The sequence below is a fragment of the uncultured Piscinibacter sp. genome, from assembly GCF_937952055.1.
GTDB lineage: Bacteria > Pseudomonadota > Gammaproteobacteria > Burkholderiales > Burkholderiaceae_C > Piscinibacter.
In genome coordinates this window covers 73,287-98,819 of sequence record NZ_CALFYO010000033.1, presented here as the reverse complement: position 1 = coordinate 98,819, position 25,533 = coordinate 73,287, and the positions used below count along the sequence as shown (strand labels likewise).

The window sequence follows — 25,533 nt, the reverse complement described above, 5'->3', positions numbered from 1 at the left end:
GGGTCGCAGCTGCCGACGGGGGCCTCGCCGGCCGAGCTGGCGAGGCCCTTTGTGTTTTGCGAACCTGCAGGAGCCGATCATGGCCTTCGACGTCGGCGTCGCGCTGACCTGGATCCTCTTTCTGGCCTTGTTCCCGATGGCCTTCTTCTGGCTGCGCCGCGCCTGGCGCATCCTCGTCAGGCGCGACTTCTCCGAGGTGGCGCTCAAGCGCGGCATGCCGCCGCCGGATGCCGAGCGCTGGGCGCCCTACGAGATGGCGATCAACGGCCTGGCCGGCATCGTGGCGGTGTTCGTGATCGTTTCGGTGATCGCCTTCGGCACGCCCTACGAGACCTGGACGGCGATCGCCGGCAGCACCATCTGGTGCAAGTTCTTCGCCAGCTTTGCGCTCGGCCGGCACGCCCACGGCTTCGGCCCGAAGACGAAGGCCTGAGGCGACGATCGTGAAGACCCGCCTGCTGCACCAGCGCCTGGCCGGGCTGTTCGCGCTGGCCCTGCTGCTGTTCAACTTCCCGCTGCTCGCGCTGTGGGACCGCGGCACCACGCTGCTGGGCGTACCGCTCTTTCCTGCCGCGCTGTTCCTCATCTGGGCCCTGCTCATCGCCGCGCTGGCCTGGCTGATGGAACGCGCCCCCGATTAGCATGCAAGGCCTGCACACGCTTCGTCCGCTGCCGTCCGACGAGGAAGCGCGCCGGCCGCTCGGGGCGGCCGGGCGCCACTGACATGCTGGCGCCTTCGCTCGTCCTCGGCGCGTCGTTCCTCTACCTGCTGCTGCTGTTCGTCGTCGCCTGGTGGGCAGACCTGCGGGCACAGCGCAACCGCTCGGTGATCGGCAACGCCTGGGTCTACGCGCTGTCGATGGCGGTGTACTGCACGGCCTGGACCTACTTCGGCAGCGTCGGCCGCGCGGCCACCGGCGGCGTGTGGTTCCTGCCGATCTACCTCGGCCCGATGCTGGCGATGCTGCTGGCCTGGATGGTGGTGCGCAAGATGATCCGCATCGCGCACACCTACCGCATCACGTCGATCGCGGACTTCGTCGCCAGCCGCTACGGCAAGAGCCGCGCGCTCGCGGGCCTGGTGACGCTGATCACGGTCGTCGGCATCGTTCCCTACATCGCGCTGCAACTGAAGGCGATTGCCAGCGGCTACTCGCTGCTGACCACGCCCGCAGGCGTCCCGGTGGCGGCGGACGGCGCATGGTGGCGCGACGGCACGCTGTATGTGGCGCTGGCGCTGGCTGGCTTCACGATGGTGTTCGGCACGCGCCACCTCGACAGCACCGAGCGGCACGAGGGCATGGTCGCGGCCATCGCCTTCGAGTCCGTCGTCAAGCTGCTGGCGTTCATCGCGGTCGGCGTGTTCGTCACCTGGGGGCTGTTCGGCGGCGCCGGCGATCTGTTCGCGCGCGTGCAGGCCGACCCGGAGCTGCGCAGCCTGATGACGCTCTCGCCGCAGGGGCGGCCGTTCGCCTACGAGCAGTGGTTCGCGCTCACGCTGCTGTCGATGCTGTCGGTGCTGATGCTGCCGCGGCAGTTCCAGGTGATGGTGGTGGAGAACGTCGACGAGCGCCACCTCCGGCGCGCGAGCTGGGTGTTCCCGGCCTACCTGCTGGCGATCAACGTGTTCGTGCTGCCCATCGCCTTCGGTGGCCTGCTGCATTTCGGCAGCGCGGCAAACGCCGACACCTTCGTGCTCTCGCTGCCGCTGGACGCCGGCCAGCAGGGACTCGCGCTGGCCGCCTTCGTGGGGGGCCTGTCGGCGGCAACCGGCATGGTGATCGTCGAGGCCATCGCGGTCTCGACGATGGTCTGCAACGACCTCGTCATGCCGCTGCTGCTCAAGCTGCCCCGCGTCGCGCAGCGCGGCGACCTGACGCAACTGCTGCTGCGCATCCGGCGCGCCGCCATCGTCGGCGTGCTGCTGCTGGGCTACCTCTACTTCCACCTTGCCGGCGAAGCGTATGCGCTGGTCAGCATCGGCCTCATCAGCTTCGCCGCCGTGGCCCAGTTCGCCCCGGCACTGCTCGGCGGCATGTACTGGAAGGGCGGCACGCGCGAAGGCGCGCTGGCCGGCCTGCTGGCCGGCTTCGGGGTGTGGGCCTACACGTTGATGCTGCCCTCGATCGCCAAGTCGGGCTGGTGGCAGACCGACTTCATCGCCCATGGCGCGTTCGGCATCGCACTGCTGCGGCCCGAGCAGCTGTTCGGCCTGGCGGGGCTGGACAACCTCACCCACTCGCTGTTCTGGAGCCTGCTGGCCAACCTGGGTCTGTACGTGGCCGTGCCGCTGGTGCGCACGCCGTCGGCCCACGAGACCAGCCAGGCCCTGCTCTTCGTCGACGTGTTCGACCGCAAGCAGGCGGCGGTGCGGCCCGTGTTCTGGCGCGGCCGCGCCGAAGTCGCGGACCTGCTGGCGCTGGCGGTGCGCTTCCTCGGCGTCGGGCGCACCACGCGGTTGTTCGAGGACTATGCGCGCTCGCGCGGCGCGGCCGGCATCGAGTCCATCGTGCCGGACGCCAGCCTGGTGCACTTCGTCGAGACGCAGCTGGCCGGCGCGATCGGCAGTGCTTCGGCGCGCGTGATGGTCGCCTCGGTGGTGGAGGAGGAAGCGCTGGACATGGACGACGTGCTGCGCATCCTCGACGAGGCCTCCCAGCTGCGCAGCTACTCGCAGGCGCTGGAGAAGGCGACGGCCGAACTGCGCGCCGCCAACGAACGACTGGAGAGCCTGGACCGGCTGAAGGACGACTTCATGTCCTCGGTCACCCACGAGCTGCGCACGCCGCTGACCTCGATCCGCGCGCTCGCCGAGATGATGCTCGACGATGCGCAGATGCCGCAGGCGCAGCGCCAGCAGTTCCTCGGCATCGTCGTCGCCGAGACGGAGCGCCTGACGCGGCTGGTCAACCAGGTGCTCGACATGGCGAAGATCGAGTCGGGTCATGCCGAATGGCACAACGCCGAGGTCGACCTCGTCGCCCTGATCCGCCAGGCGGCGCAGACGGTGCGCGAGATGCTGCGCGAGCGCGGCGCCGAGCTCGTGCTGACGCTGCCCGAACGTGTGCCGTCGCTGCGCGCCGACCCCGACCGGCTGATGCAGGTGCTGATGAACCTGCTGTCCAACGCGGCGAAGTTCGTGCCCTCCCCGGGCGGCCGGATCGAACTGCGCCTCGTCGCCGACGAGCACGGCGCCACCGTGGAAGTGCAGGACAACGGCCCCGGCGTGCCGCAGGCACAGCGCGCGCTGATCTTCGAGCGCTTCCGTCAGGGCGGCGACGCCTCGCGGCGGCCGCAGGGCACCGGGCTGGGCCTGCCGATCAGCCGCCAGATCGTCGAGCACTTCGGCGGGCGCATGGAGTTGCGCCCTGATGTCGGTCAAGGGGCCTGCTTCGCCTTCACGCTACCTTGGACCATGAACCCAGAGCCGGCGCCCGCGCGCGCGACAGCGGCCACGCCAGGAGACAAGCCATGACGAGCAAGGTTCTCATCGCCGACGACGAGCCGAACATCCTGATCTCGCTCGAGTACCTGATGAAGCGCGAGGGCTACGAGGTTCACGTGGCGCGCGACGGCGTCGAGGCGCTGGACGTGCTGCGCCGCGAGCGCCCTCGGCTGGTGCTGCTGGACGTGATGATGCCGGGCAAGTCGGGCTTCGAGGTCTGCCAGGAGCTGCGCGCCGACGAAGCCCTGCAGGGCACGCTGGTGCTGATGCTCACCGCCAAGGGCCGCGACACCGATGTGGCCAAGGGTCTGGCCATGGGCGCGGACGCCTACATGACGAAGCCGTTTTCCACCAAGGAGCTGGTGCAGAAGGTGCGCGACATGCTGGCCGGCGGGGCAGCCGGCGCATGAGTCGCGACCGGCCGCTCTTGCTGGCGATGGCGGCCGCCGCCGGCGTGGCGGCAGCACTGCTGGCCGCATTCGCGCTCGGTGGTGGCCTGCTGGTCTGGTCGACGCTGGACGTGGCTCAGCGCGATGCCCTGCAGACGATGCTCGGCGACCGCATCGCGCTGCTCGCGATGGTGGCGCTGGCCCTGGTCGCCGGGGCTGCCGCAGCGGCCCAGCCGCTGTTCCGGCGCTGGATTGCCGCGCCGGCGAAGCTGCGCGAGGAGGCGCTCGTCCTGCTGAGCACCGACGTCCGGCGCGACATCGGAGCGCCGGCCGGCAGCGCCGACCTGCAGGGGCTGGCGCAGGCCCTCAACGAGCTGGCCCGCCAGCGCGACCAGCTGCGCCGCGACATTGCCGACGAGGTGGCGCGCGCCAGCCGCGGCATCGAGCAGGAACGCAACCGCCTGGCCGCGCTGATGAGCGAGCTGACGCAGAGCGTGGTCGTGTGCAACCTCGACGGTCGCATCCTGCTCTACAACAACCGCGCGCGCATGCAGTTCCGCGCCCTGTCCGACGCGCCGACGCTGGCCGACGGCGCCGAGCTGATCGGACTGGGCCGATCCATCTACACGGTGTTCGAGCGCAAGCTGGTGGCCCACGCCCTGGAGAGCGTGACGCAGCGCATCCAGCGCGGCGCCGCGCACCCGAGCGCGCAGTTCGTCACCGTCACGCGCTCGGGGCAGCTGCTGCGGGCCCAGATGGCGCCGGTGCGCGCCGCCGAGGGCGATGCATCGGCGGGCGCGATCACCGGCTTCGTGCTCATGCTCGACAACATCACGCGCGACTACGAGCAGGAGAGCGAGCGCGAGCGGCTGCTGCATGGCCTCACCGAGGGCAGCCGCGGCGCGCTGGCCAACCTGCAGGCGGCGGCCGAGATGCTCGACGACGAGGCGCTCGAGCCGGCGATGCGCGAGCGCTTCCTCGGCGTCGTGCGCGAAGAGGCCCGCACGATGAGCCGGCGCATCAACGAGCTCGCCGCGCGCAGCGCTCAGGGGCTGGCCACTCGCTGGCCGCTGGAGGAGATGCTCGGCGCCGACTTCGTGCAGGCGGCGCGGCGGCGCATCGAGCACCAGACCGGCCTGGCGGCCGGCACGGGCGAGGTGGACGCGGCGCTGTGGCTCAAGCTCGACAGCTTCTCGCTGCTGCAGGCGCTGGGCTACCTGGCGCAGCGCCTGCGCGACGAGTTCGAGGTCAAGGCCCTGCACCTGCGCCTGGCCGCCGGGGATGCGCAGCGCGCACGGCTGGACCTGGTCTGGTCGGGTCAGGCGATGAGCACCGAGACGGTGATGAGCTGGGAGATGGACCCGATCGTCACGGGCAGCGAGAGCAGCTCGCTGACGGTGCGCGACGTGGTGCAGCGGCACGGCGGGGAGTTCTGGTTCGAGCGCGACCGCGTGCGCCACCAGGCCTTCTTCCGCTTCCTCCTGCCGCTGGCGCCCAGCGCGGCGGCGCAGGAGGCCAGCGAGGCTGCCTTCCTGCGCAGCGAGAGCCGGCCCGAGTACTACGACTTCGACCTCTTCGCCGGCAGCGAGAGCAGCCATGCGCTCGACGACCGCCGCCTCGTCGAGCTGGCCTACACCGTGTTCGACACCGAGACCACCGGCCTGCAGCCTTCGGCCGGCGACGAGATCATCCAGATCGGCGCGGCGCGCGTGGTCAACGGCAAGCTGCTGCGCGGCGAGTGCTTCGAGCAGCTCGTCGATCCCCGCCGCAGCATCCCCGAGGCGTCGATCCCGATCCACGGCATCACGCAGGACATGGTCGACGGTCAGCCGACCATCGACGAGGTGCTGCCCGCCTTCCACGCCTACGCGCAGGACACCGTGCTGGTGGCGCACAACGCCGCCTTCGACATGCGCTTCCTGCAGCTCAAGGAGGAACGCACCGGCGTGCGCTTCGACCAGCCGGTGCTGGACACGCTGCTGCTCTCGGCGGTGGTGCACCCGAACCAGGACTCTCACCGCCTCGAGGCGATCGCCGAGCGCTTCGACATCACCGTGATCGGTCGGCACACCGCGCTGGGCGATGCGATGGTCACGGCCGAGGTGTTCCAGAAGCTGATCCCCTTGCTCGCCGAGCGGGGCATCCACACCCTCGGCCAGGCGCGCGAGGCGGCGCAGAAGAGCTACTTCGCGCGCGTGCGCTATTGAGCCGCGCCGCGGCTAGCGGTAGCGCTGCGCCAGCACGCTCTGCAGCGTCTGCACGACGCCGAAGGCATCCTTGAGCTGGCCGCGCTCGAAGTTGCTCAGCTCCGAGAGGGAGAGGAAGTTGTCCGCCGCCTCGCCGCGCGCGATCTGGCCCGCCTGGTGGCGGATGCGCAGCGTGGCCATGAACTCCAGCGCGTCGCGCAGATCGTGCGCGCTGCGCTCGCTGATCTCCTTGCTCTGCGCCGCCACCATCAGGCGATCGTGCGTGTTGACGGCGTCGTGTCCGCCGGCCAGCGCATAGATGCGCGCGAGGTCGACGATCGGCACGATGCCGCTGTGCTTCAGGTCCACGGTGTCGCGCAGCTCTCCGTGCTTGACCGTCGAGATGCCGCCGAAGAGTGACAGCGGCGGGCGGTGGTCGAGTGCGTTGCCGACCATGTAGGCAAGGAAGATGCGGTTGTCGCGCGTGCGCGCCAGCACGTCGGCACGCAGTTCGTCGAGCAGCGAGGCGCGGCCGTAGATCAGGCGCAGGTCGAAGAACACGCAGGTCAGCATCAGCGCCTTCGGCTCGGGTTCGTTCGTCCAGCGGTGGAAGTAGTCCGCCCAGCGACGCTGCGGCTGGCGCCATTCGTCGGTGCGCGCCATCATCTCGCCCGGGCAGTAGACATAGCCGCAGGCGTCCAGCCCGTCGTTGACGAAGTTCGCCAGTGCCTTGAAGTAGTCGCCGTGCACCGCCTCGTCGTAGCGGTCGTCGAGGATCATGCAGTTGTCCTGATCACTCTTCGCCGTCTGCTCGCTGCGCGCCTGCGAGCCGGCGGCCACCCAGGCGTAGTCGACCGGCGGCGGGCCGAGACGGGCCTCGGCCAGCTGGAGCAGCCGCACGGTGATCGCGTCGGTGATCGCGGTGACGATGTGGCCGGTGCTGTAGGCGCTGGCCTGGGCGGCGGCGAGGCTGCGCTGAAGCTGCTTGACTCGGCCTGCTGCCTCGGCCAGCCCCTCGACGGTGGTCTGCTTGTGGACCTCGCCGGCCAGGTACACCGCCGAGGTGCTGTGCTGCTCGGTGAGGTCGGTCGCGGTGATCATGCCAGCCACGCGCTGGCCGTCGAGCACGGGCACGTGGTGGATGTTGTGCCTGGCCATCAGCAGCAGGGCCTCGAAGGCCGGCTGCGCGATGTCCACCGCCAGCGGTGCCACGGTGGCGATCTCCAGCACCGGCAGCGCCGTGTCGAGCCCGGCGGCCAGCGCGCGGTTGCGCAGGTCGCGGTCGGTCACCAGGCCGAACAGGTGCTCGCGTTCGAGCAGCAGCACGGAGGAGACACGCTGCTCGCGCATCGTCCGCGCTGTCTCGAGGATGCTCGCCGTCGGCGGCAGCGTCACGGGCGGGCGCTTGAGCAGCGCGCGCACCGGCGTGGTCATCAGGCTCAGGTGCGGATCGCCGCCGGCTGCGCCGGAAGCCGCCTCGCCGATCGGAGGGGCGAGGTGAAGCGCCAGGGCCGGATGCCGCTCGAGCAGCTGCTGCACGGCCGCGGCGGGCAACAGGGCCACTTCCGTGGCATCGCCCGCCACCGCGCGCCACGGCCCGACCGCGCCATGCGGACCGACGCCGGCGCCGAACCATCCGCCCGCCCGAAGGGCGGTCGTCGCGTTGTCGCCGAGCATCAGCATGACCTGGCCACGCAGCACGAGATGCAGATGCTCGCGCAGGCCGGTGCCCTCTGCAACGACGGCACCGGCCTCGAATCGCGCCCGCGCCATGGCGTCGGCGATGCCGGCGCGATCCGTATCGTCGAGCGCCGCGAACGCGGCGTGCCCGGCGAGCAGCGCGGCAACGTCGGCGGCAGGAGCGGCGGGGTCGTCTTTCATGGCACGGCGAGCAACAGGAGGGTGCAACAAGCCCGAGTCTCGCCGAAGACCCGACCGCGCAACGCCGTCGCCGCGACAAAGGGGGCGGTTTCTTGATTTCGAGCAAGCCCGCCCCGCGGGCGGGCGTCGAGGGGCCTCAGAGCGCGTCGAGGCGGAAGACCTGGCGCAGCAGCGTGCGGAAGCGTTTGCCGATCGCCAGCGCGTCGCGCAGCTGGTCGCGCTCCATGGTCGACAGCGCGGAGGGGCGCACGGTGTTGTCGGGCACGGCGCCGGCCGCCCGCGCACGCAACTGGTGGCGCAGCCTCAGACCCATGAGGAAGTGCAGCGCTTCGGCGAGGTCGCGCCCGAGCGGTGCGTCGAGCAGTCTGCGCGCCACCAGAACCTCGAGCCGCGCGGCGGTGCCGGCCTCGCGCACGCCGTGCTTGAGGCACAGCGCACGCACGCCATGCACGATCGGGAAGGTGCCGAGCTTCTTCAGGTCGAGCAGCTGATCGTCGGCCCGCGAGGTCAGTCGCGCCAGCCAGCTCTGATGCTCCTCGAACTGGTCGGCCGCAGCCGCGAAGCGCGCGAGGAAGGCGTCACCACCGGCGAGCATGCCGTCGAGGTACTCGCGCAGGCCGCGCAGCAGCGATTCGTCGCCGGCCACCGCCACGGCGTCGAAGAAGATCGCCAGATGGACCACGCCCAGCGGGTCGGCGCCGTACAGCCACGCCTGCAGCGTCGCCTTGAACTGCGTCTCGCTGGCCTGCCACGGCGGCCGCGTCAACATGATGCCGCCCGGGCACGGCGGATAGCCGAACTCGATCAGCGCGGCGTTGAAGCGCGCCGCAACGTCTGCGAGCTCGGGATGCGACACGCCGTCGCGCAGCAGCAGCGCGTTGTCCTGATCGGTCTTGAGGATCTGCTCGCCACGCCCTTCGCTGCCCATCACCAGCAGGCAACTGTCGGCCACCAGGGCCGGTGGCGCGAGCAGCTGCCACAGCCGCGCGAACAGGCGGCGGTTCAGCTCGCCGACCAGCCGGGCGATGCGTTCGACGCGGATGCCGTCGTCGTGCAGCCAGACCGCCATGGCATCGACGCGCTGTGCTGCCGCCTTCAGCTCGGCCACCGAGGTCGCCTCGTCGATCTGCACCGCGACGATGTGCGAGTGGTTGGCGACGAAGCTGACCAGGTCGAGCTGCCCGAGCACGCCCAGCACCCCGCTGCCGTCGCGCACCAGGAGCCTGTGCACGCGCTGGCGCACCATCAGCCACAGAGCCTCGAACAGCTCAGCGTCCGCCTCGATCTCGACCAGTTCGAAGCGCGCCACCTCGCGCACGGCCAGCACCGCGGGCGACTCCGCGCGCAGCAGCGCGTCGCGCAGGTCGGTGGTGGTGAAGATGCCGAGCCGGCCGCCGTCCCTCACCAGCGCGCTGGTCAGCCCCTGCGCCGAAAGCAGGCGACACACCGACACCAGGTCGAGCGCGCCGTCCACGTAGAACGGCTTGCGTACATAGGCGTCGCGCACGCGTGCGGTGACCAGCGAGAGCATCTCGCGCTGCGACTCGGGACCACGGTGCTCCGGCATGGGACGTGCGAACGTGAGAACGGGACTGCAGGCAGTGTGCCTGCAGTCCCGTCCGGTCGCTTGACGTGCGTCTGGCGGTTCAGCCGTTCAATGCCCCGACGCGCCGGCCGCGCCGATGCCCGTCTCCGAACGCACCTGCTGGGCGAGGAAGCCCGCGCGGTCCTCCCGGGCGCGGGCGCCGCGGTCGAGCACCGAGAACAGCCAGATGCCGACGAAGCCGATGGTCATGGAGAACAGCGCCGGCGAGGTGTAGGGGAACAGCGCCGAGCCCTTGGGGTTGCCCAGCGTGGCTTCCCACACCGACGGCGAGACCACGGTCAGCACCACCGACGAGATCAGCCCGAGGAAGCCGCCGATCACCGCGCCCTTGGTCGTGCAGTCCTTCCACAGCACGCTCATGAAGAGCACCGGGAAGTTGGCCGAGGCGGCGATCGCGAAGGCCAGCGACACCATGAAGGCGATGTTCTGCTTCTCGAAGGCGATGCCCAGCACCACCGCGACGATGCCCAGGGCGATGGTGGTGATCTTCGAGACGCGCAGCTCGGCCGCACTGTCGGCCTGGCCCTTCTTGACGATCGTGGCGTAGATGTCGTGCGACACCGCCGATGCGCCCGACAGCGTCAGGCCGGCCACCACCGCGAGGATGGTCGCGAACGCCACCGCCGAGATGAAGCCGAGGAACACGTTGCCGCCCACCGCGTTGGCCAGGTGGATGGCCGCCATGTTGCCGCCGCCGACCAGGCCGCCCTTGGCGTCGAGGAACTGCGGGTTGGTCAGCACGAAGGTGATCGCGCCGAAGCCGATGATGAAGGTCAGCAAGTAGAAGTAGCCGATCCAGCCGGTGGCCCACATCACGCTCTTGCGCGCTTCCTTGGCCGAGGGCACGGTGAAGAAGCGCATCAGGATGTGCGGCAGGCCGGCGGTGCCGAACATCAGCGCCATGCCGAAGCTGATCGCCGAGATCGGGTCCTTCACGAAGTTGCCCGGGCCCATGATCGACTGGCCGAGCTTGGCCGCCTCGTCAGGCGTCTTGCCCCCGGCCGTGGCGAGGTCGGCCTTGATCTGCACCGCCTTGGCGAACATCGCCTCGGGGCTGAAGCCGAAGTTCCACATCACCATGAAGGCCATGAAGGTCGCGCCGCCGAGCAGCAGGCAGGCCTTGATGATCTGCACCCAGGTGGTGGCCGTCATGCCGCCGAACAGCACGTAGACCATCATCAGCGCGCCGACGATGACCACCGCGATCCAGTACTCCAGGCCGAACAGCAGCTTGATGAGCTGGCCCGCGCCGACCATCTGCGCGATCAGGTAGAAGGCCACCACGACCAGCGTGCCCGAGGCCGCGAACATGCGCACCGGCGTCTGCTCGAAGCGGAATGCGGCCACGTCGGCGAAGGTGAACTTGCCGAGGTTGCGCAGCCGCTCGGCCATCAGGAAGGTGATCACCGGCCAGCCGACGAGGAAGCCGATCGAGTAGATCAGGCCGTCGAAGCCGGAGGCCATCACCGCCGCCGAGATGCCGAGGAAGGAGGCCGCCGACATGTAGTCGCCGGCGATCGCCAGGCCGTTCTGGAAGCCGGTGATGCCGCCGCCGGCGGTGTAGAAGTCGGCCGCGCTCTTGGTGCGCGCGGCCGCCCACTTGGTGATGAACAGCGTGAAGATCACGAACACGCCGAACATGCCGATGGCGGTCCAGTTGGTCGCCTGCTTCTGCGCCTGGCCGAGGTCGGCACCGGCGGCCAGCGCGGCGCCGGCCGCGCCCATCAACGCGGCCAGCGTGAGCCCGCGGCGCAGGGTGTCGTTCAAGCGGATCATTTCAGCACTCCCTGGCGCACGGCCTCGGTCAGGTCGTCGTACTGCTTGTTGGCACGCAGCACGTAGAAGGCCGTGATCACCACGGTGAAGACGATCACGCCGAAGCCGATGGGAATGCCCACCGTCATCACGCCGTCGCCCATGCGCTGCGACAGGAAGGGTTTGTTGAAGGCCACCAGCAGGATGAAGCCGTAGTACACGAGCATCATCGCCAGCGTCAGCCACCACCCGAAGCCGGTGCGCTTGGCCTTCAGCTCCAGGTACTTGGGATGGGTCGAAATCTTTCGAACGAGATCGTCGTCCATGCGGGTCTCCTCACGCTTTCCTGGCTCCGGCGGAGCCCTGCGTGCATCATCCGCAGCCCGTCTGACCCACCTCTGACGCTGAACCAACACCCGCTGACGCGGAACTGAGGCAAGGCTGACAGCGGTGTCAACCGCGCGTGACGCCGGGGCGCGTTTGCGCGGCAGCGCTCCAGTCGGGCGCGTCGAACCAGGCGTCGCCGCGCAGGCAGGCGGCAAGCATGTCGAGCCCGTCGAGGCCCCAGAACAAGCGGCCGTCGACCTCGACGGTGGGCACGCCGAAGACACCTCGCGCGATGGCCTGCGCGGTGAGGTCCTTCAGCGACTGCTTGATCGCGTCGGCGTCCGGGTCGGTCGCCGGTGCGAGAGTCGTGCGCAGATCGGCCAGGCGCCGTGCGTCGTTGGCATCTCCGCCACCATGCCAGACATGGTGGAAGACCTGCTCGCACTGCCAGCGGTTGGGCGAGCCGCCCGCGGGTGCGCAGGCGTGCAGCAGGCGCAGCAGCGCGAGCGGGTTGAACGGGTGCTGCGCCGGCGTGGCGATCTCGATGCCGAGGCGGTGCGCCTGCCATGCGACCTGGCGGAAGGTCCAGGCGCGCTTCGGTTCGATCTCGGCCGGGCCCTTCTGGCCCCATTGCTTGAGCAGCCCGGCGAACAGGATGGGACGGTAGTCGACGCTATAGGACAGGCCTTCCAGCGCCTGCGGCAATTGCTCGAAGGCGAGATGGGCGTAGGGCGAAACGGGATCGAACCAGAACTGCAGCTGCTTCATGGGGCCGCGTCCTTCAGCGCCGCGAATGCCTCGCGCCGCGCCGGCAGCAGCTTCCACACCGCGCGCTTGTCCTCGTCGGCCATCACCGACCAGTTCGCGATCTCGTCGAGGGTGCGCAGGCAGCCTTCGCACCAGCCCGTGTCCGCATCCATCCTGCACACGCTGATGCACGGCGAAGGCACGCCGGAGCTCGCGGGCGTCATGCCTGCACCACGTCGGCCACCGGCGCGCCGGTCAGCGCCTCCAGCTGCGCCGGGCTGAGCCTGAACACGCCGTTCGGATGGCCGGCCGCGGCCCAGATCTCCTCGAAGCGGAACAGCTCGCGGTCGATCAGCGTCACCGGCGGTGTGGCATGCGCCAGCGGCGAAACCCCACCGATGGTGAAGCCGGTGCGCGCCTTGACGAACTCCGCATCGGCGCGGCCGAGCGCGCCGACCTGCGCGGCGACCTTCTTCTCGTCGACGCGCCTGTCGCCCGAGGTCACCACCAGCACCGCGGCCTCGTCGGACTTGCGCCGGAAGACCACGCTCTTGGCGATCTGGCCGACCTGCACACCGAGCGCATCGGCGGCCTCCTGCGAGGTGCGTGCCGCCACCTCCAGCCACAACGGCGCATGCGGATGGCCGCGCTCGGCGAGCGCCTGCGTGACGCGCCTGAAGCCCTCCGGCCTGTCGTTCAGCACGGCACTCACGCGGCAGCCTTGTCGCGCTTGGCCAGCAGCGCCTTGGCGGCGCGCGACGCCGGCGCACGGCCGAGCACGCCGGAGATGTAGGCACCGGCATCGACCAGCGCGTCGAGGTCGATGCCGGTGGCGATGCCCAGCCCGTCGAGCATGAACACCACGTCCTCGGTGGCCACGTTGCCGGTGGCTCCCTTGGCGTAGGGGCAGCCGCCGAGGCCGGCCACGCTGGCATCGAAGACGTGGACGCCCATCTCCAGGCAGGCGTAGATGTTGGCCAGCGCCTGGCCGTAGGTGTCGTGGAAGTGGCCACTGACCTCGGCGAGCGGGAAATGCTTCAGCGCGCGCTCCATCGCCGCCTGCACACGCTTGGGCGTGCCCACGCCGATGGTGTCTGCGATGCCACAGTGGTCCACGCCGATCGCCTTCATCAGCTTCACCACGTGCTCGACCTCGTCGGCGCTCACCTCGCCCTGGTAAGGGCAGCCGAGCGCACAGGACACCGCGGCGCGCACCTTCAGACCCCGCCCGTGAGCCAACGCCACCACCGGCGCGAAGCGCTCCACCGACTCGGCGATCGAGCAGTTGATGTTGCGCTGGCTGAAGGCCTCGCTGGCCGCGCCGAACACCACCACCTCGTCAGGCTTCGTCGGCAGGGCCGCTTCCAGGCCCTTCAGGTTCGGCGTCAGCACCGAGTAGCGAACGTCCGCGCGCCGCGCGATGCCGGCCATCACCGCCGCGTTGTCCGCCATCTGCGGCACCCACTTCGGGCTGACGAAGCTGGTGACCTCGATCTCGCGCAGGCCAGCCGCCTGCAGCCGGTGCACCAGCTCGACCTTGTGCGCGGTCTCGACGGGCTGCTTCTCGTTCTGCAATCCGTCCCGCGGCCCGACGTCGACGATGCTGACAGTCGATGGAATCATGAAAAAAGTCTCACTCAAACCCGCCGTTACGCCACGTTACCCCTTGGCTAGGGATGGCGGTCCGGCGATTGATACAGCAAGATACAAACACCGAATCAGGACATGCAGTGGACACCAGCACCCGCCTCCGCCTCGCCACCCGCATTCATTTTGCGCTGCTTCGCCACTACGGCGAGAAGGTGGAGATCGGAGACCTGATGAAGGGCGCGGGCGACGTCCGCGAAGCGATCTGGGTCTGCGAGGCCTCGGGCGACCCCGAGCTGGCCACCATGGCCCGGCAGCTGCGCCTGGGCACGGAACAGTCCACCGGCGCCGCGCCGCAGGAAACGGCCTGGGCCGGCGACACCTCCGGCTTCGGCGTGTCGCGCCCCGTCGAACTGGACGTCAAGGCAGAGCCCACGACGAGCTGGCTCAAGCCGTCCACCTGGGTGCGCCGCGGCAACGCGCCGCGCCACGGCTGAGCGCTCACGCCGCGGCCTCCAGCCGCAGCAGTTCCTCGCCCTCCAGCACCTGGTCGCCGACCGCGTAGAGCAGTTCGGCCACCGTGCCGTCGCGCGGCGCCGTGATGGTGTGCTCCATCTTCATCGCCTCCATCACCGCAAGCGGCTGGCCCTTCTTCACCGCCTCGCCGGTCTTCGCCAGCAGCGCCACCACCTTGCCCGGCATCGGCGCGGTGAGTCGGCCGCCTTCGCCGGCCGCGTCCCCGGCGTGGGCGATCGGGTCGATCTCGTGCAATGTCGCCATGGCTTCGGGCGCGAACACCGCGACGCGCTCGCCGACCGCATAGACCGCCAGCGGCCAGCGCCGCCCGGCGAGCGTGACGTCGTGTTGCGTGCCACCGCGCGCCGAGGCGGCGAACGGCCACTGCTGCCCACCGATCGCCATCACGGCCTCGCCACGGTGGCTGCGCGTCAGCGTGGCGACATGGTGCGTGCCGTCGGCCTCGAGGTCGAAGCGGCGCGCCGCCGCGCCGTGCAGGCGCCAGCCGTCGCGCGCCGACCAGGGATCGGCATCCTCGGCCGCGCGCTCGTGCGCCAGCGCATGGGCGATCACGCCGGCCGCCGCGACCTCCAGCGCCAGCGGGGCGGCGTCGAACAGCGCGGCACGCTCGCGCTCGATCAACGCGGTGTCGAGGTCGGCCTGCACGAACGATCGGCTTGTCACCACGCGGCGCAGGAAGGCGACGTTGGTCTGCACGCCGACGATGTGCGTGCGCGCCAGCGCCGCGTCCAGCCGCGCCAGCGCCTGCGCGCGGTCGGCGCCCCAGACGATCAGCTTGGCGATCATCGAGTCGTAGTGCGGCGAGATGGCATCGCCCTCGCGCACGCCGGCATCCACCCGCACGTCGCCGCGCTCGAAGTGGCTGCACGCGGGCGTGCGGTAGACGTCGAGCGCGCCGGTGGCGGGCAGGAAGTTGGCGTCCGGGTTCTCGGCGCAGATGCGCGCCTCGATCGCATGGCCGTTCAGGCGCAGTTCCTCCTGCCGCAGCGGCAGCGGCTCACCAGCCGCCACGCGCAGCTGCCACTCGACCAGGTCGAGCCCTGTGACCGCCTCGGTGACCGGGTGCTCGACCTGCAGCCGCGTGTTCATCTCCATGAAGAAGAAGCGCAGGTCGCCGTCGGCCGTGGGCTCGGCGATGAACTCCACCGTGCCGGCACCGACATAGCCCACCGCCTTGGCGGCAGCCACCGCCGCCGCCCCCATCTCGCGCCGGCGTGCCTCGCTCAGGCTGGGTGCGGGCGCCTCCTCCAGCACCTTCTGGTGGCGGCGCTGCACCGAGCAGTCGCGCTCGAAGAGATAGATGCAGTGGCCGTGCGTGTCACCGAAGATCTGGATTTCGATGTGGCGCGGCCGCGTGACGTAGCGCTCGATCAGCACCGCATCGTCACCGAAGCTGTTGCGCGCCTCGCGCTGGCACGAGGCCAGCGCCGCGTCGAACTCTTCCGCCGCGGCGACGATGCGCATGCCCTTGCCGCCGCCGCCCGCGCTGGCCTTGATCAGCACGGGGTAGCCGATGCGGTCTGCCTCGCGGCGCAGCAGTTCGGGGGCCTGGTCGGCGCCGTGGTAGCCCGGCACCAGCGGCACGCCGGCCCGCTCCATCAACTGCTTGGACTCGGCCTTCAGGCCCATCGCCTTGATCGCCGCGGGCGGCGGGCCGATGAAGACCAGCCCGGCGTCGACGCAGGCCTGCGCGAAGTCCTCGTTCTCGCTGAGGAAGCCGTAACCCGGGTGGACGGCCTGCGCGCCGGTGGCTCGCGCCGCCTCGAGGATGCGCTCGCTGCGCAGGTAGCTGTCGCGCGGAGCGTTGCCGCCGATGCGCACTGCCTCGTCGCAGGCGGCGACATGCCTGGCGCTGGCATCGGCGTCGGAATAGACGGCCACGGTGCGGATGCCCATGCGGCGCGCCGTAGCCGCCACACGGCAGGCGATCTCGCCGCGGTTGGCAATCAGGATCTTGGTGAACATGCGGACCTCGGTCAGACCTCAGACGGTCGGCTGGCCGCCACGCAGCCAGACGGTGGCGCGGCGCGCGAGCGCTCGCAGGAACTTCGAGAACACGACGATGAGCGCGATGGCCAGGACGATGGCGATCGCCAGCACGACGGCCAGCGCCAACGGGTGCGTCCAGGACAGCCACAGCGCGGCGGGCACGAAGGCATCGCCGAGCAGCGATAACCCGACGTTGGAGAAGGGCTCCGGCGAGGTGTTGACGGCCGCCCGCGTGGTGGCCTTGGCCACATGGCTGGTGGCGGCCAGCGTGCCCCCCATCAATGCGGCGGCCATCGCCCAGGTGCCCTGATCGGCGCCGAACACCGACGCGGCCAGCGCGGCACCGGCCGGGATGCGCACCAGCGTGTGGACGAGGTCCCACAGCGTGTCGATGCCTGGGATCTTGTCGGCGAAGAACTCGGCGAGCAGCATGAATCCGCTGGCGCCCAGCAGGGCCGGGTGTTGCAGCACCCTCAGGCCGGCCGGCAGCTCGACCCAGCCGAACCAGCCGGCCGCGCCGGTCAGGAAGACGACCAGGTACAGCCGCATGCCGCTCGCCCAGCCGAGGGCAGCGGCAATGGCGAGCAGCTGCGCGGTGTCCAGCGTGTCCGTCATGTCGATCAGCCCAGCCAGTCGGGCGCGCGCTTGCCGAGGAAGGACTGGATGCCTTCACGGCCCTCGTCGCTGGCGCGGATGTCGGCGATGCGGCGTGCGGTATCGGCGCGCAGTTCGGCATCGATCGGCCGGCCGGCCACGTCCTGCACGAGCTTCTTGCAGGCGCGCACCGCCATCGGGCCGTTGGCCACCAGCGCGGCGACGAGCTCGTCGACCTTCGCGTCCAGCGCTTCGGACGCCACGCATTCGTGCACGAAGCCCATGGCCTGCGCTTGCGCCGCCGAGAAGCGCTCGGCGGTGACGAACCAGCGGCGCGCCGCCTGCTCGCCCATCGCCTTCACGACATAGGGCCCGATGGTGGCCGGCAGCAGACCCAGCTTCGCCTCGCTGAGGCAGAACTGCACGCCCTCGGCCGCCACCAGCACGTCGCACACCGACGCGAGGCCCAGCCCGCCCGCGTAGCAGTCGCCGTGCACGCGGCCAACCACCGGCACCGGACAGCTGTAGATCGTCCACAGCATGTCGGCCAGCGCCTGCGCGTCGGCGCGGTTCTGCTCCCAGCTGTAGCCGGCCATGGTGCGCATCCAGTTCAGGTCGGCCCCGGCGCAGAAGGCCTTGCCGTGGCCACCGAGCACGATGCAGCGCAGCGTGGCGTCGGCGCCGAGCGCCGCGAAGGCCTGCGTCAGTTCGGCGATCACGCCGTCGTTGAAGGCGTTGCGCACCTCGGGGCGGTTCAGGTACACGCGGGCCACGGGGCCGCTGCGCTGGACGTCGAGCGTGGTGGTCATCGTCGTTCCTCAGTAGCGCTTGGCGGCTTCGTCGAGCATCACTTCCGTGGCGCCGCCGCCAATGGCCAGGATGCGAGCGTCGCGCCACAGCCGTTCGATCGCCGTGCCGCGCATGTAGCCCATGCCGCCGTGGAACTGCTGGCAGGCCTGCACCACCTCGTTGACCAGCTCGCCGGTGAGCGACTTGAGCAGCGACACGTCCTGCACCACATCGCGGCCCTGCGTGACCAGCCAGCCGCAGTGGTAGAGGTACTGTCGTGCGGCACGCACCTTGGCGTCGAGCATCGCCAGACGCTGGCGCACCACCTGCTTGTCGAACAGCGTGGCACCGAAGGCGCGGCGGTCGCGCACGTACTCGAGCGTCAGTTCCAGCGCCCGCGTGCAGTGCCCGATCGCCATCGCGGCCAGGGCGATGCGCTCGGTCTGGAAGTTCTTCATCACCGAGTAAAAGCCCTTGTCCTGCTCGCCGAGCAGGTTCTCGGCCGGAATGCGGCAGTCCTCGAAGACCAGTTCCGCCGTGTCCGACGACAGCCAGCCGGTCTTCTCCAGAGAGCGGCCGACGCTGAAGCCAGGCGTTCCCTTCTCGACGATGAACATCGAGAGCGCGTGCCGGGCCGTGCCAGTGCGCGCGGCGATGAAGTACAGGTCGGCGTGCACGCCGTTGGTGATGAAGAGCTTGCTTCCGTTCAGCACCCACTCGTCGCCCTCGCGCCGTGCGGTGGTCTTCAGGCCGGCCACGTCCGAGCCCGCGCCCGGCTCGGTGATGCCCACCGCGGTGATGGTGCGGCCGGCGATCACGCCGGGCATGTAGGCCGCCTGCTGCGCGGCGTTGCCGGCATGGTGCAGGTGCGGGCTGGCCATGTCGGTGTGCACGAGCACCGTGATGATGAAGCCGCCGTAGGTCGACTGCGACAAGGCCTCGGCGAACACCAGGTTGGTCAGCGCGTCGGCCTCGGCGCCACCGTGCCGCGACGCGTACATCAACCCGAGAAAGCCGGCGTCGCCCATCTTGCGCAGCACCTCGCGCGGCACGCAGCCGTCGCGCTCCCACTGCTCGGCGAACGGCTCGACCTCGCGCGCGAGGAAGCGCGCCACCTGGTCGCGCAGCGTCTGGTGCTCGGGGGTGAGGTAGATGTTCTCCATCGACCTCGGCCTCACATGCGGAAGACGCCGAACCTCGCGTCCGGGATGGGCGCGTTCAGGCTGGCGCTGATCGCCAGCGCGAGAACGCGGCGCGTGTCGGCCGGGTCGATCACGCCGTCGTCCCACAGCCGTGCGCTGGCGTAGTACGGATGGGCCTGATGCTCGAACTGGTCGAGGATGGGCTGCTTGAATGCCTTCTCCTCGTCGGCGCTCCAGCGGCCGCCCTTGGCCTCGATGCCGTCGCGCTTGACGGTCGCGAGCACGCTGGCGGCCTGCTCGCCGCCCATCACGGAGATGCGCGCGTTCGGCCACATCCAGAGGAAGCGGGGCGAGTAGGCGCGGCCGCACATGCCGTAGTTGCCGGCGCCGAAGCTGCCGCCGATGATGACGGTGAACTTGGGCACGTTCACGGTCGAGACCGCGGTGACCATCTTCGCGCCGTGCTTGGCGATGCCCTCGCTCTCGTACTTGCGGCCGACCATGAAGCCGGTGATGTTCTGCAGGAAGACGAGCGGGATCTTGCGCTGGCCGCACAGCTCGATGAAGTGCGCGCCCTTGAGGGCGCTCTCGCTGAACAGCACGCCGTTGTTGGCGACGATGCCCACCGGCATGCCCTCGATGTGCGCGAAGCCGCAGACCAGCGTGGTGCCGTAGCGCGCCTTGAACTCGTCGAACTCGGAGCCGTCGACGATGCGCGCGATGATTTCGTGCACGTCGTAGGGCTTGCGCGGGTCGACCGGGATGATGCCGTGCAGTTCGCTCGGATCGAACAGGGGCGACTTGGGCGGCAGCAGGCGCTGCTCGTGCGACTTGCGCCAGTTCAGGTTGGCCACCGAGGCGCGTGCAATCGCCAGGGCATGGGTGTCGTTCTGTGCCAGGTGGTCGGCCACGCCGGACAGCCGGGTGTGCACGTCGCCGCCGCCCAGGTCTTCGGCACTGACCACCTCGCCGATCGCCGCCTTCACCAGCGGCGGGCCGCCGAGGAAGATGGTGCCCTGGTTCTTCACGATGATCGACTCGTCGCTCATCGCCGGCATGTAGGCGCCACCGGCCGTGCACGAGCCCATCACCACCGCGATCTGCGGGATGCCCAGGGCGCTCATGTTGGCTTGGTTGAAGAAGATGCGGCCGAAGTGGTCGCGGTCGGGGAAGACGTCGTCCTGGTTGGGCAGGTTGGCGCCGCCGCTGTCGACGAGGTAGATGCACGGCAGGCGGTTCTGCATCGCGATCTCCTGCGCGCGCAGGTGCTTCTTCACCGTCATCGGGAAGTAGGTGCCGCCTTTCACCGTGGCGTCGTTGCACACGATCATGCATTCGACACCGCTGACCCGGCCGATGCCGGCGATCAGCCCCGCGCCAGGTGCGGCGTCGCTGCCGCCCTTCTCCTTGTACATGTGCAGCGCGGCCAGCGGCGCCACCTCGAGGAAGGGTGTGTCCGGGTCGAGCAGCATCTCGACGCGCTCGCGCGGCAGCAGCTTGCCGCGCGCGACATGCTTGGCGCGCGCCGCCTCGCCGCCGCCCTGGGCGATCTGCGCGAGCTTCGCGTTCAGGTCGTCGACCAGCGCGCGCATCGCCGCGGCGTTGGCCTTGAAGTCCTCGGAGCGGGGGCTGAGGTTGGAGGCGAGAACTGGCATGGGAACTCCACGGGGCAGCCGACTGTGGCACCGCTTCGGCGGTTGACGTTTACGTAAACGTCAAGTCGGGATTCTATCGGCGCTCCGGACCCGCCCGGCCCCTGCGGCTTACCCGTAGACATCGCCTTCGTGCCAGCCCAGCTCGGCCATGTCGGCGACGCGCAGCGGCGCGTCGCTGGGCATGAGGAATTCGTCGAGCTGGGGCGGAGCGGTCTGCGTCGACGACAGCATCGCGTGCACCTGGCCACGGTGGTGCGTCTGGTGCATGAACAGATGGGCGAGCACATGCGCGACGCGGTCGCGTTGCACGTGCTCGCCGCGGTCCATGTCGACCAGCGCGTCACAGCCGGCGTCGGTGAGCGTCGCGCACCAGACGATCAGCCGCTCGTCGCTGGCCCGCTGCCTGGCGGCGAGTGCGGCCAGCGTCTGCGCGTGCACGAAGGCGGCGTAGCGCTGCGGCAGGCCGGCCTCGCCGTGCAGCGCGCCGATGTAGTACTCGTCGACCGCGAGGACGTGGTTCAGCGTGGCCGCCAGACTGGGGAAGAAGCTCGTCCGTGGCGCACGGAACTCGGCCTCCGACAATGCGCTCATCACGCGGTGCAACCGGTGGTTGGCGAGTCGGTTGGCGTGCGCCTGGATGCGCAGCTGGCCAGCCAGCGTCGGCATCAGAAGGGCCCCTTCTCCAGCCAGCGCTCGATCTGCGGGCGGCGGTCGTTGCCCCAGAAGGGCTCGCCGTCGACGATGAAGAAGGGCGCGCCGAACACACCGGCGGCGATGGCCGCTTCGTTCTCGCTCTTCAGCCTCTGCTTCCACCGCGGGTCGTTCCACACCGCCTCGGCGGTATCGGCGCCGAGGCCGAAATCCTCGGCGAGCTCGCGCAGCTGCGCCACGTCGCTGAGATCGACGCCGCGCGCGAAGAAGGCGCGAAGGCAATGCCGCGCCCATGCCGCCGCGCGCGTGCGGTCCTGGTCGGCCAGCCACCAGAACACGCGCGCCGCGTTCTGCGTCGCGATGGGGAATTTGGGCGGATTCTTCAGCGGCACGCCGGCGAAGCGCGCCGAGCGCTCGAAGTCGTGCAGCGAGTACTCGCGCTTGATCGGGTAGGACACCGGGCTCTTCAGCTCGGCGGCCTGGAAGGTGGCCCCGAGCAGGATGGCCTTCCAGTTCACCGTGCGGCCATGACGCGCCGCCAGCGCGTCGATCCACTCGGACGCGATGTAGGAGTAGGGCGACGAGAAGTCGAAGTAGAAATCGATGGGGCGAGGCATGGAACTCATGCACCACAGCGTAGCGCCTGCAGGCAGGCGTGCGCTTGGTCGCTTTCCCTCACGTGCCGAACCGCCGGCGCTGCTTGACTCAGGTCACGCGCGAGCCGGCGCGGGTCGATAGCATGAACTCATGGGCTTGTCGCTCGCATTGGTGTTCATGGCGGTGGCCGTCGCGCTCGCGCTGCGGCCTTGGCGGCAGCTGCGCGGCACGCCACTCTGGCACCCCTGGCTGGCCAGTCTGGTGCTGGTGCCATGGCTGTGGGCGGCGCAGCGGGTGATGCCTGGCGGCATGGCGGTGCAGCTTTCCGGGGCCTGTCTGATGGTGCTGATGCTCGGCTGGCCGTTGGCCGTGCTGAGCCTGCTGCCGATCGGACTGGCCGGTGCCTGGCTGGGCGGGATCGCCTGGCCTCAGGCGCTGCACCACCTCGCCTGGAGCGGCATGGTCGCCGCCACGCTGGCACTGGCCATCGGCTTGGCCACGCGACGATGGCTGCCCCATCACCCCTTCGTGTTCATCCTGGGTCGCGGCTTCATCACGACGGCGCTGGCGATGATGGGCGCGGGCACGCTGTCGGCCCTGGTGCAGCCGCCGCCGGAGGGCACCGACCTGGCCACCTTGCTGGTGAGCCACTGGCTGATGGCCTGGGGCGAGGCCTTCTCCACCGGCATGCTGGTGGCCATCTTCGTCGCCTTCAAGCCGCAGTGGCTGGCCACCTGGTCGGATGCCCGCTACCTGCCGAAGGACTGACCCTCAGCCGCGCCAGAACTGCGGCGTGAACAGCACCAGCACCGCCAGCAGTTCCAGCCGGCCCAGCAGCATGCCGAAGGTGCACACCCAGGTCTGGAAATCGGTGAGTCCGCCGTAGTTCACCGCCGGACCCACTTCGCCGAGGCCCGGGCCGATGTTGTTCACACAGGCGATCACGGCGGTGAAGGCGGTCACCACGTCGAGGCCGCTGAACAGCAGCAGCATGGTCAGCGCCACCAGCGAGGCGCCGTAGACCATCATGTAGGCGATCACGCTCTGAAGCACGCGCGGGCTCACCGCCGCACCGCCGATGACCACCGGATTGACCACGTTGGGGTGCACGATGCGCACCAGCTCGCGATACGACTGCTTGAGCAGCAGCAGCATGCGGACCATCTTGATGCCGCCGCCGGTGGAGCCGGCGCAGGTGGCGAAGCAGCCGAGCAGGATCATCAGCAGGGGCGCGAACAGCGGCCACTGGGCATAGTCGTGCGAGGCGTAGCCCGTCGTGGTGGCGATCGAGACGACGTGGAAGACGGTGTGGCGCATCGACTGCTGGAAGTCCGGGTAGACACCGTACGCCGTGAGGTAGACGGAGATGAGCACGACGGTCGCCAGCACGACGAGGTAGAACGCGCGCACCTCGACATTGCCCCACAGCACTCGCAGCGAGCGCTGTCGCCAGGCGAGGAAGTACAGCGCGAAGCTGACGCCCGACAGCATCATGAACAGCACCGCCACCGCCTCGATGAGCGGCGAGTTCCAGTATCCGAAGCTCAGGTCGTGCGACGAGAAACCGCCCAGCCCCATGGTCGTGCACATGTGCATGAAGGCGTCGGCCCAGCTCATGCCGGCCCAGCGGTAGGCAAGGAAGCAGGCCGCCGAGACGATGAAGTACACCGCCCACAGGCCGCGCGCCGTCTCGGCGATGCGCGGCGTGAGCTTGGTGTCCTTCATCGGGCCGGCGGTCTCGGCCTTCAAGAGCTGCGCGCCGCCCACGCCCAGCATCGGCAGGATGGCCACCGCCAGCACGATGATGCCCAGGCCGCCGATCAGCATCATGAAGCAGCGCCAGACGTTGACCGACAGCGGCAGCGCATCCAGCCCGGTGATCACCGTCGCGCCGGTGGCGGTGAAGCCCGACATGGCCTCGAAGTAGGCATCGGTCACGCTCAGCTCCGGCACCGCCAGCAGCAGCGGCACGGCGCCGAAGGCCGGCAGCACCAGCCAGGTCAGCCCGACCAGCACGAAGCCGTCGCGCGGCTGCAGTTCGCGGCGGAAGCGCCGCGTCGCCAGGCTCATCAGCGCACCGCATCCGAAGGTGACCGCGGTGCCGGTCAGGAACGCGCCTTCGGCAGGATCGTGCTCGGCCAGTGCGAAAGTCATCGGCACCAGCATCAGCAGCGAGAACAGCACGACCATGCGGCCGACCAATGCGACGACGGCGAGCGGCGAGGTCATCAGAACAGGTAAGTCGCGCTGACTTGGAACAGCTTCTCGACCTCGCGCACCATGCGCTTTCGAGGCACGAACACGATGACGTGGTCATCGCTCTCGATCACCGTATCGTGATGGGGAATGATGACCTTCTCGTAGACCTCGGCGTCGTGGATGGTGCGCACGATGGCGCCGATCTGCGCACCCGCCGGCAGCGGCAGCTCGTCGATGCGCCGCCCCACCACCTTGGACGACTTGCGGTCGCCGTGCGCCACCGCCTCCAGCGCCTCGGCGGCGCCGCGGCGCAGGCTGTAGACGGCCTCCACGTCGCCGCGCCGCACGTAGGCGAGCAGCTCGCCGATCACCGTCTGCGCCGGCGACAGCGCGATGTCGATCTGCGTGCCCTGCACGAGGTCGGCATAGGCTCGCCGGTTGATCAGCCCCAGCACGCGCCGGGCGCCCATGCGCTTGGCCAGGAGGCAGGCCATGATGTTGTCCTCGTCGTCGCTGGTCAGCGCGAGGAAGAGGTCGGAGTCCTGCACGTTCTCGGTCTCGAGCAGGTCCTCGTCGGTGCTGTCGCCCTGCAGCACCAGTGCCTCGCTGCGGAGCTGCGTGGTCAGGTACTCGCAGCGCGACAGGCTGGACTCGATCACCTTGACGTGGCAGGTGTCCTGGATCTCGCGCGCCAGGCGCAGCCCGACGCGGCCGCCGCCGGCGATCATCACGCGGCGCACCGGCTCGTCGCGGCGGCGCAGGGCGTCGAGCACGCGGCGGATGTCGCGCGTGGCGGCCAGCACGAAGACTTCGTCGCCCGGCTCGATGCGCGTGGTGCCGTCGCACACCACCTGCCGGTCCACGCCGAGCTCGTCGCTGCGATAGATGGCCACGAAGCGCATCTCGACGTTCGGCACCAGTTGCGGCAGCTCGCTGATGACGTGGCGCACCATCGGCCCGCCGGTGACCGCGCGCACCGCGATCAGGCTCACCGCGCCGCCGGCGAACTCCAGCACCTGCAGCGCCTCGGGATACTCGATCAGCTTGCGGATATAGGTGGTCAGAGACTGCTCGGGGCAGATCACCTGGTCGACCGCGAAGCCTTCCTTGGACATCAGCGGGCTGTCGTTGGGGAACTCCGGCGAGCGGATGCGCGCGATGGTGGTCGGGATGTTGAAGATGTCGTGCGCGACCTTGCAGCAGACGAGGTTGGTCTCGTCCAGCGGCGCGCAGGCAATCAGCATGTCGCAATCCTTCGCGCCGGCGGCCTCCAGTACCGAGGGCTGGATGCCATTGCCGGGCACGCCGCGCAGGTCGAGACGGTCTTCCAGCTCGCGCAGCCGCTGCGGGTTGGTGTCGATCACCGTGATGTCGTTCTTCTCCGACACCAGGCTCTCGGCCACGCTCTCCCCCACGCGGCCGGCCCCGAGGATGATGATGTTCATGCGTGCGCGCCG

General features: G+C 69.8%; 24 protein-coding genes. 7 read left to right on the top strand and 17 right to left on the bottom strand.

The window, feature by feature from the left end; translation table 11 throughout:
- Positions 1-79 precede the first annotated feature (79 nt).
- The 5 genes from Q0599_RS24460 (at position 80) to Q0599_RS24440 (ending at position 6,041) form a co-directional block, all read left to right on the top strand.
- Positions 80-433 carry a hypothetical protein gene (locus tag Q0599_RS24460; protein ID WP_298835312.1) on the top strand — a complete coding sequence of 118 codons (354 nt, stop codon included), beginning with the start codon at positions 80-82 and terminating at the stop codon, positions 431-433.
- 10 nt (positions 434-443) lie between these two features.
- On the top strand, positions 444-641 hold the full coding sequence (locus tag Q0599_RS24455; RefSeq protein ID WP_298835311.1) for a hypothetical protein: 198 nt from the start codon (positions 444-446) through the stop codon (positions 639-641).
- 83 nt (positions 642-724) lie between these two features.
- Positions 725-3,475 (top strand): sensor histidine kinase, encoded by a 2,751-nt coding sequence (locus tag Q0599_RS24450; protein ID WP_298835310.1) that lies wholly within the window; start codon positions 725-727, stop codon positions 3,473-3,475.
- Positions 3,472-3,855, top strand: a complete 384-nt coding sequence (locus Q0599_RS24445) for a response regulator (RefSeq protein ID WP_298835309.1) — start codon at positions 3,472-3,474, stop codon at positions 3,853-3,855. Before Q0599_RS24450 ends, Q0599_RS24445 begins: the two co-directional genes overlap by 4 nt.
- The gene (locus Q0599_RS24440; RefSeq protein ID WP_298835308.1) at positions 3,852-6,041 is read left to right on the top strand and encodes an exonuclease domain-containing protein; all 2,190 of its coding nucleotides are present in this window, start codon (positions 3,852-3,854) and stop codon (positions 6,039-6,041) included. Before Q0599_RS24445 ends, Q0599_RS24440 begins: the two co-directional genes overlap by 4 nt.
- Positions 6,042-6,053: 12 nt before the next feature.
- On the opposite strand, the gene Q0599_RS24435 is transcribed toward Q0599_RS24440, so the two are convergent.
- From Q0599_RS24435 to Q0599_RS24400, 8 genes are all read right to left on the bottom strand, one after another.
- The gene (locus tag Q0599_RS24435) at positions 6,054-7,901 is read right to left on the bottom strand and encodes a DUF294 nucleotidyltransferase-like domain-containing protein (RefSeq protein ID WP_298835307.1); all 1,848 of its coding nucleotides are present in this window, start codon (positions 7,899-7,901) and stop codon (positions 6,054-6,056) included.
- Between the two features lie 136 nt (positions 7,902-8,037).
- On the bottom strand, positions 8,038-9,468 hold the full coding sequence (locus Q0599_RS24430) for a putative nucleotidyltransferase substrate binding domain-containing protein (protein ID WP_298835306.1): 1,431 nt from the start codon (positions 9,466-9,468) through the stop codon (positions 8,038-8,040).
- An 87-nt stretch (positions 9,469-9,555) separates the two neighbouring features.
- Positions 9,556-11,283 carry a cation acetate symporter gene (locus tag Q0599_RS24425; protein WP_298835305.1) on the bottom strand — a complete coding sequence of 576 codons (1,728 nt, stop codon included), beginning with the start codon at positions 11,281-11,283 and terminating at the stop codon, positions 9,556-9,558.
- A complete protein-coding gene (locus Q0599_RS24420; RefSeq protein WP_298835304.1) occupies positions 11,280-11,588 on the bottom strand; it encodes a DUF485 domain-containing protein in 309 nt (102 codons plus the stop codon). Before Q0599_RS24420 ends, Q0599_RS24425 begins: the two co-directional genes overlap by 4 nt.
- Positions 11,589-11,715: 127 nt before the next feature.
- The gene (locus Q0599_RS24415; RefSeq protein ID WP_298835303.1) at positions 11,716-12,357 is read right to left on the bottom strand and encodes a 2-hydroxychromene-2-carboxylate isomerase; all 642 of its coding nucleotides are present in this window, start codon (positions 12,355-12,357) and stop codon (positions 11,716-11,718) included.
- Positions 12,354-12,560 carry a DUF1289 domain-containing protein gene (locus Q0599_RS24410; RefSeq protein WP_298835302.1) on the bottom strand — a complete coding sequence of 69 codons (207 nt, stop codon included), beginning with the start codon at positions 12,558-12,560 and terminating at the stop codon, positions 12,354-12,356. Before Q0599_RS24410 ends, Q0599_RS24415 begins: the two co-directional genes overlap by 4 nt.
- Positions 12,557-13,048 carry a YbaK/EbsC family protein gene (locus tag Q0599_RS24405; protein WP_298835301.1) on the bottom strand — a complete coding sequence of 164 codons (492 nt, stop codon included), beginning with the start codon at positions 13,046-13,048 and terminating at the stop codon, positions 12,557-12,559. The genes Q0599_RS24410 and Q0599_RS24405 overlap by 4 nt, the downstream gene beginning before the upstream one ends.
- Complete coding sequence (locus tag Q0599_RS24400; RefSeq protein WP_298835300.1) at positions 13,045-13,959, bottom strand: hydroxymethylglutaryl-CoA lyase; 915 nt, start codon at positions 13,957-13,959, stop codon at positions 13,045-13,047. Before Q0599_RS24400 ends, Q0599_RS24405 begins: the two co-directional genes overlap by 4 nt.
- A 107-nt stretch (positions 13,960-14,066) precedes the next feature.
- Here Q0599_RS24400 and Q0599_RS24395 point away from each other — a divergent pair, with 107 nt between their 5' ends.
- The gene (locus tag Q0599_RS24395) at positions 14,067-14,420 is read left to right on the top strand and encodes a hypothetical protein (RefSeq protein ID WP_298835299.1); all 354 of its coding nucleotides are present in this window, start codon (positions 14,067-14,069) and stop codon (positions 14,418-14,420) included.
- Between the two features lie 4 nt (positions 14,421-14,424).
- On the opposite strand, the gene Q0599_RS24390 is transcribed toward Q0599_RS24395, so the two are convergent.
- The 7 genes from Q0599_RS24390 to Q0599_RS24360 all read right to left on the bottom strand — a co-directional run bounded on the left by Q0599_RS24390 (position 14,425) and on the right by Q0599_RS24360 (position 21,897).
- A complete protein-coding gene (locus Q0599_RS24390; RefSeq protein ID WP_298835298.1) occupies positions 14,425-16,425 on the bottom strand; it encodes an acetyl/propionyl/methylcrotonyl-CoA carboxylase subunit alpha in 2,001 nt (666 codons plus the stop codon).
- 18 nt (positions 16,426-16,443) lie between these two features.
- Entirely contained in the window at positions 16,444-17,064 is a 621-nt protein-coding gene (locus tag Q0599_RS24385; RefSeq protein WP_298835297.1) for a DUF4126 domain-containing protein, read from the bottom strand.
- 5 nt (positions 17,065-17,069) lie between these two features.
- A complete protein-coding gene (locus tag Q0599_RS24380) occupies positions 17,070-17,852 on the bottom strand; it encodes an enoyl-CoA hydratase/isomerase family protein (RefSeq protein WP_298835296.1) in 783 nt (260 codons plus the stop codon).
- A gap of 9 nt (positions 17,853-17,861) precedes the next feature.
- On the bottom strand, positions 17,862-18,995 hold the full coding sequence (locus Q0599_RS24375) for an acyl-CoA dehydrogenase family protein (RefSeq protein ID WP_298835295.1): 1,134 nt from the start codon (positions 18,993-18,995) through the stop codon (positions 17,862-17,864).
- Between the two features lie 11 nt (positions 18,996-19,006).
- Complete coding sequence (locus tag Q0599_RS24370; protein ID WP_298835294.1) at positions 19,007-20,629, bottom strand: carboxyl transferase domain-containing protein; 1,623 nt, start codon at positions 20,627-20,629, stop codon at positions 19,007-19,009.
- Positions 20,630-20,737: 108 nt separating this feature from the next.
- Positions 20,738-21,295, bottom strand: coding sequence for a DinB family protein (locus Q0599_RS24365; RefSeq protein ID WP_298835293.1), 558 nt, complete (start codon positions 21,293-21,295; stop codon positions 20,738-20,740).
- Positions 21,295-21,897, bottom strand: a complete 603-nt coding sequence (locus Q0599_RS24360) for a 2-hydroxychromene-2-carboxylate isomerase (RefSeq protein ID WP_298835292.1) — start codon at positions 21,895-21,897, stop codon at positions 21,295-21,297. Before Q0599_RS24360 ends, Q0599_RS24365 begins: the two co-directional genes overlap by 1 nt.
- Positions 21,898-22,027: 130 nt before the next feature.
- On the opposite strand from Q0599_RS24360, the gene Q0599_RS24355 reads away from it, so the two are divergent.
- A complete protein-coding gene (locus tag Q0599_RS24355; RefSeq protein WP_298835291.1) occupies positions 22,028-22,645 on the top strand; it encodes a hypothetical protein in 618 nt (205 codons plus the stop codon).
- A 3-nt stretch (positions 22,646-22,648) separates the two neighbouring features.
- Here Q0599_RS24355 and Q0599_RS24350 read toward each other — a convergent pair whose 3' ends face one another.
- Together Q0599_RS24350 and trkA are read right to left on the bottom strand one after the other, a co-directional pair.
- Entirely contained in the window at positions 22,649-24,106 is a 1,458-nt protein-coding gene (locus tag Q0599_RS24350; RefSeq protein ID WP_298835290.1) for a TrkH family potassium uptake protein, read from the bottom strand.
- Positions 24,106-25,521, bottom strand: coding sequence for a Trk system potassium transporter TrkA (trkA, locus tag Q0599_RS24345; protein ID WP_298835289.1), 1,416 nt, complete (start codon positions 25,519-25,521; stop codon positions 24,106-24,108). The genes Q0599_RS24350 and trkA overlap by 1 nt, the downstream gene beginning before the upstream one ends.
- Positions 25,522-25,533 lie beyond the last annotated feature (12 nt).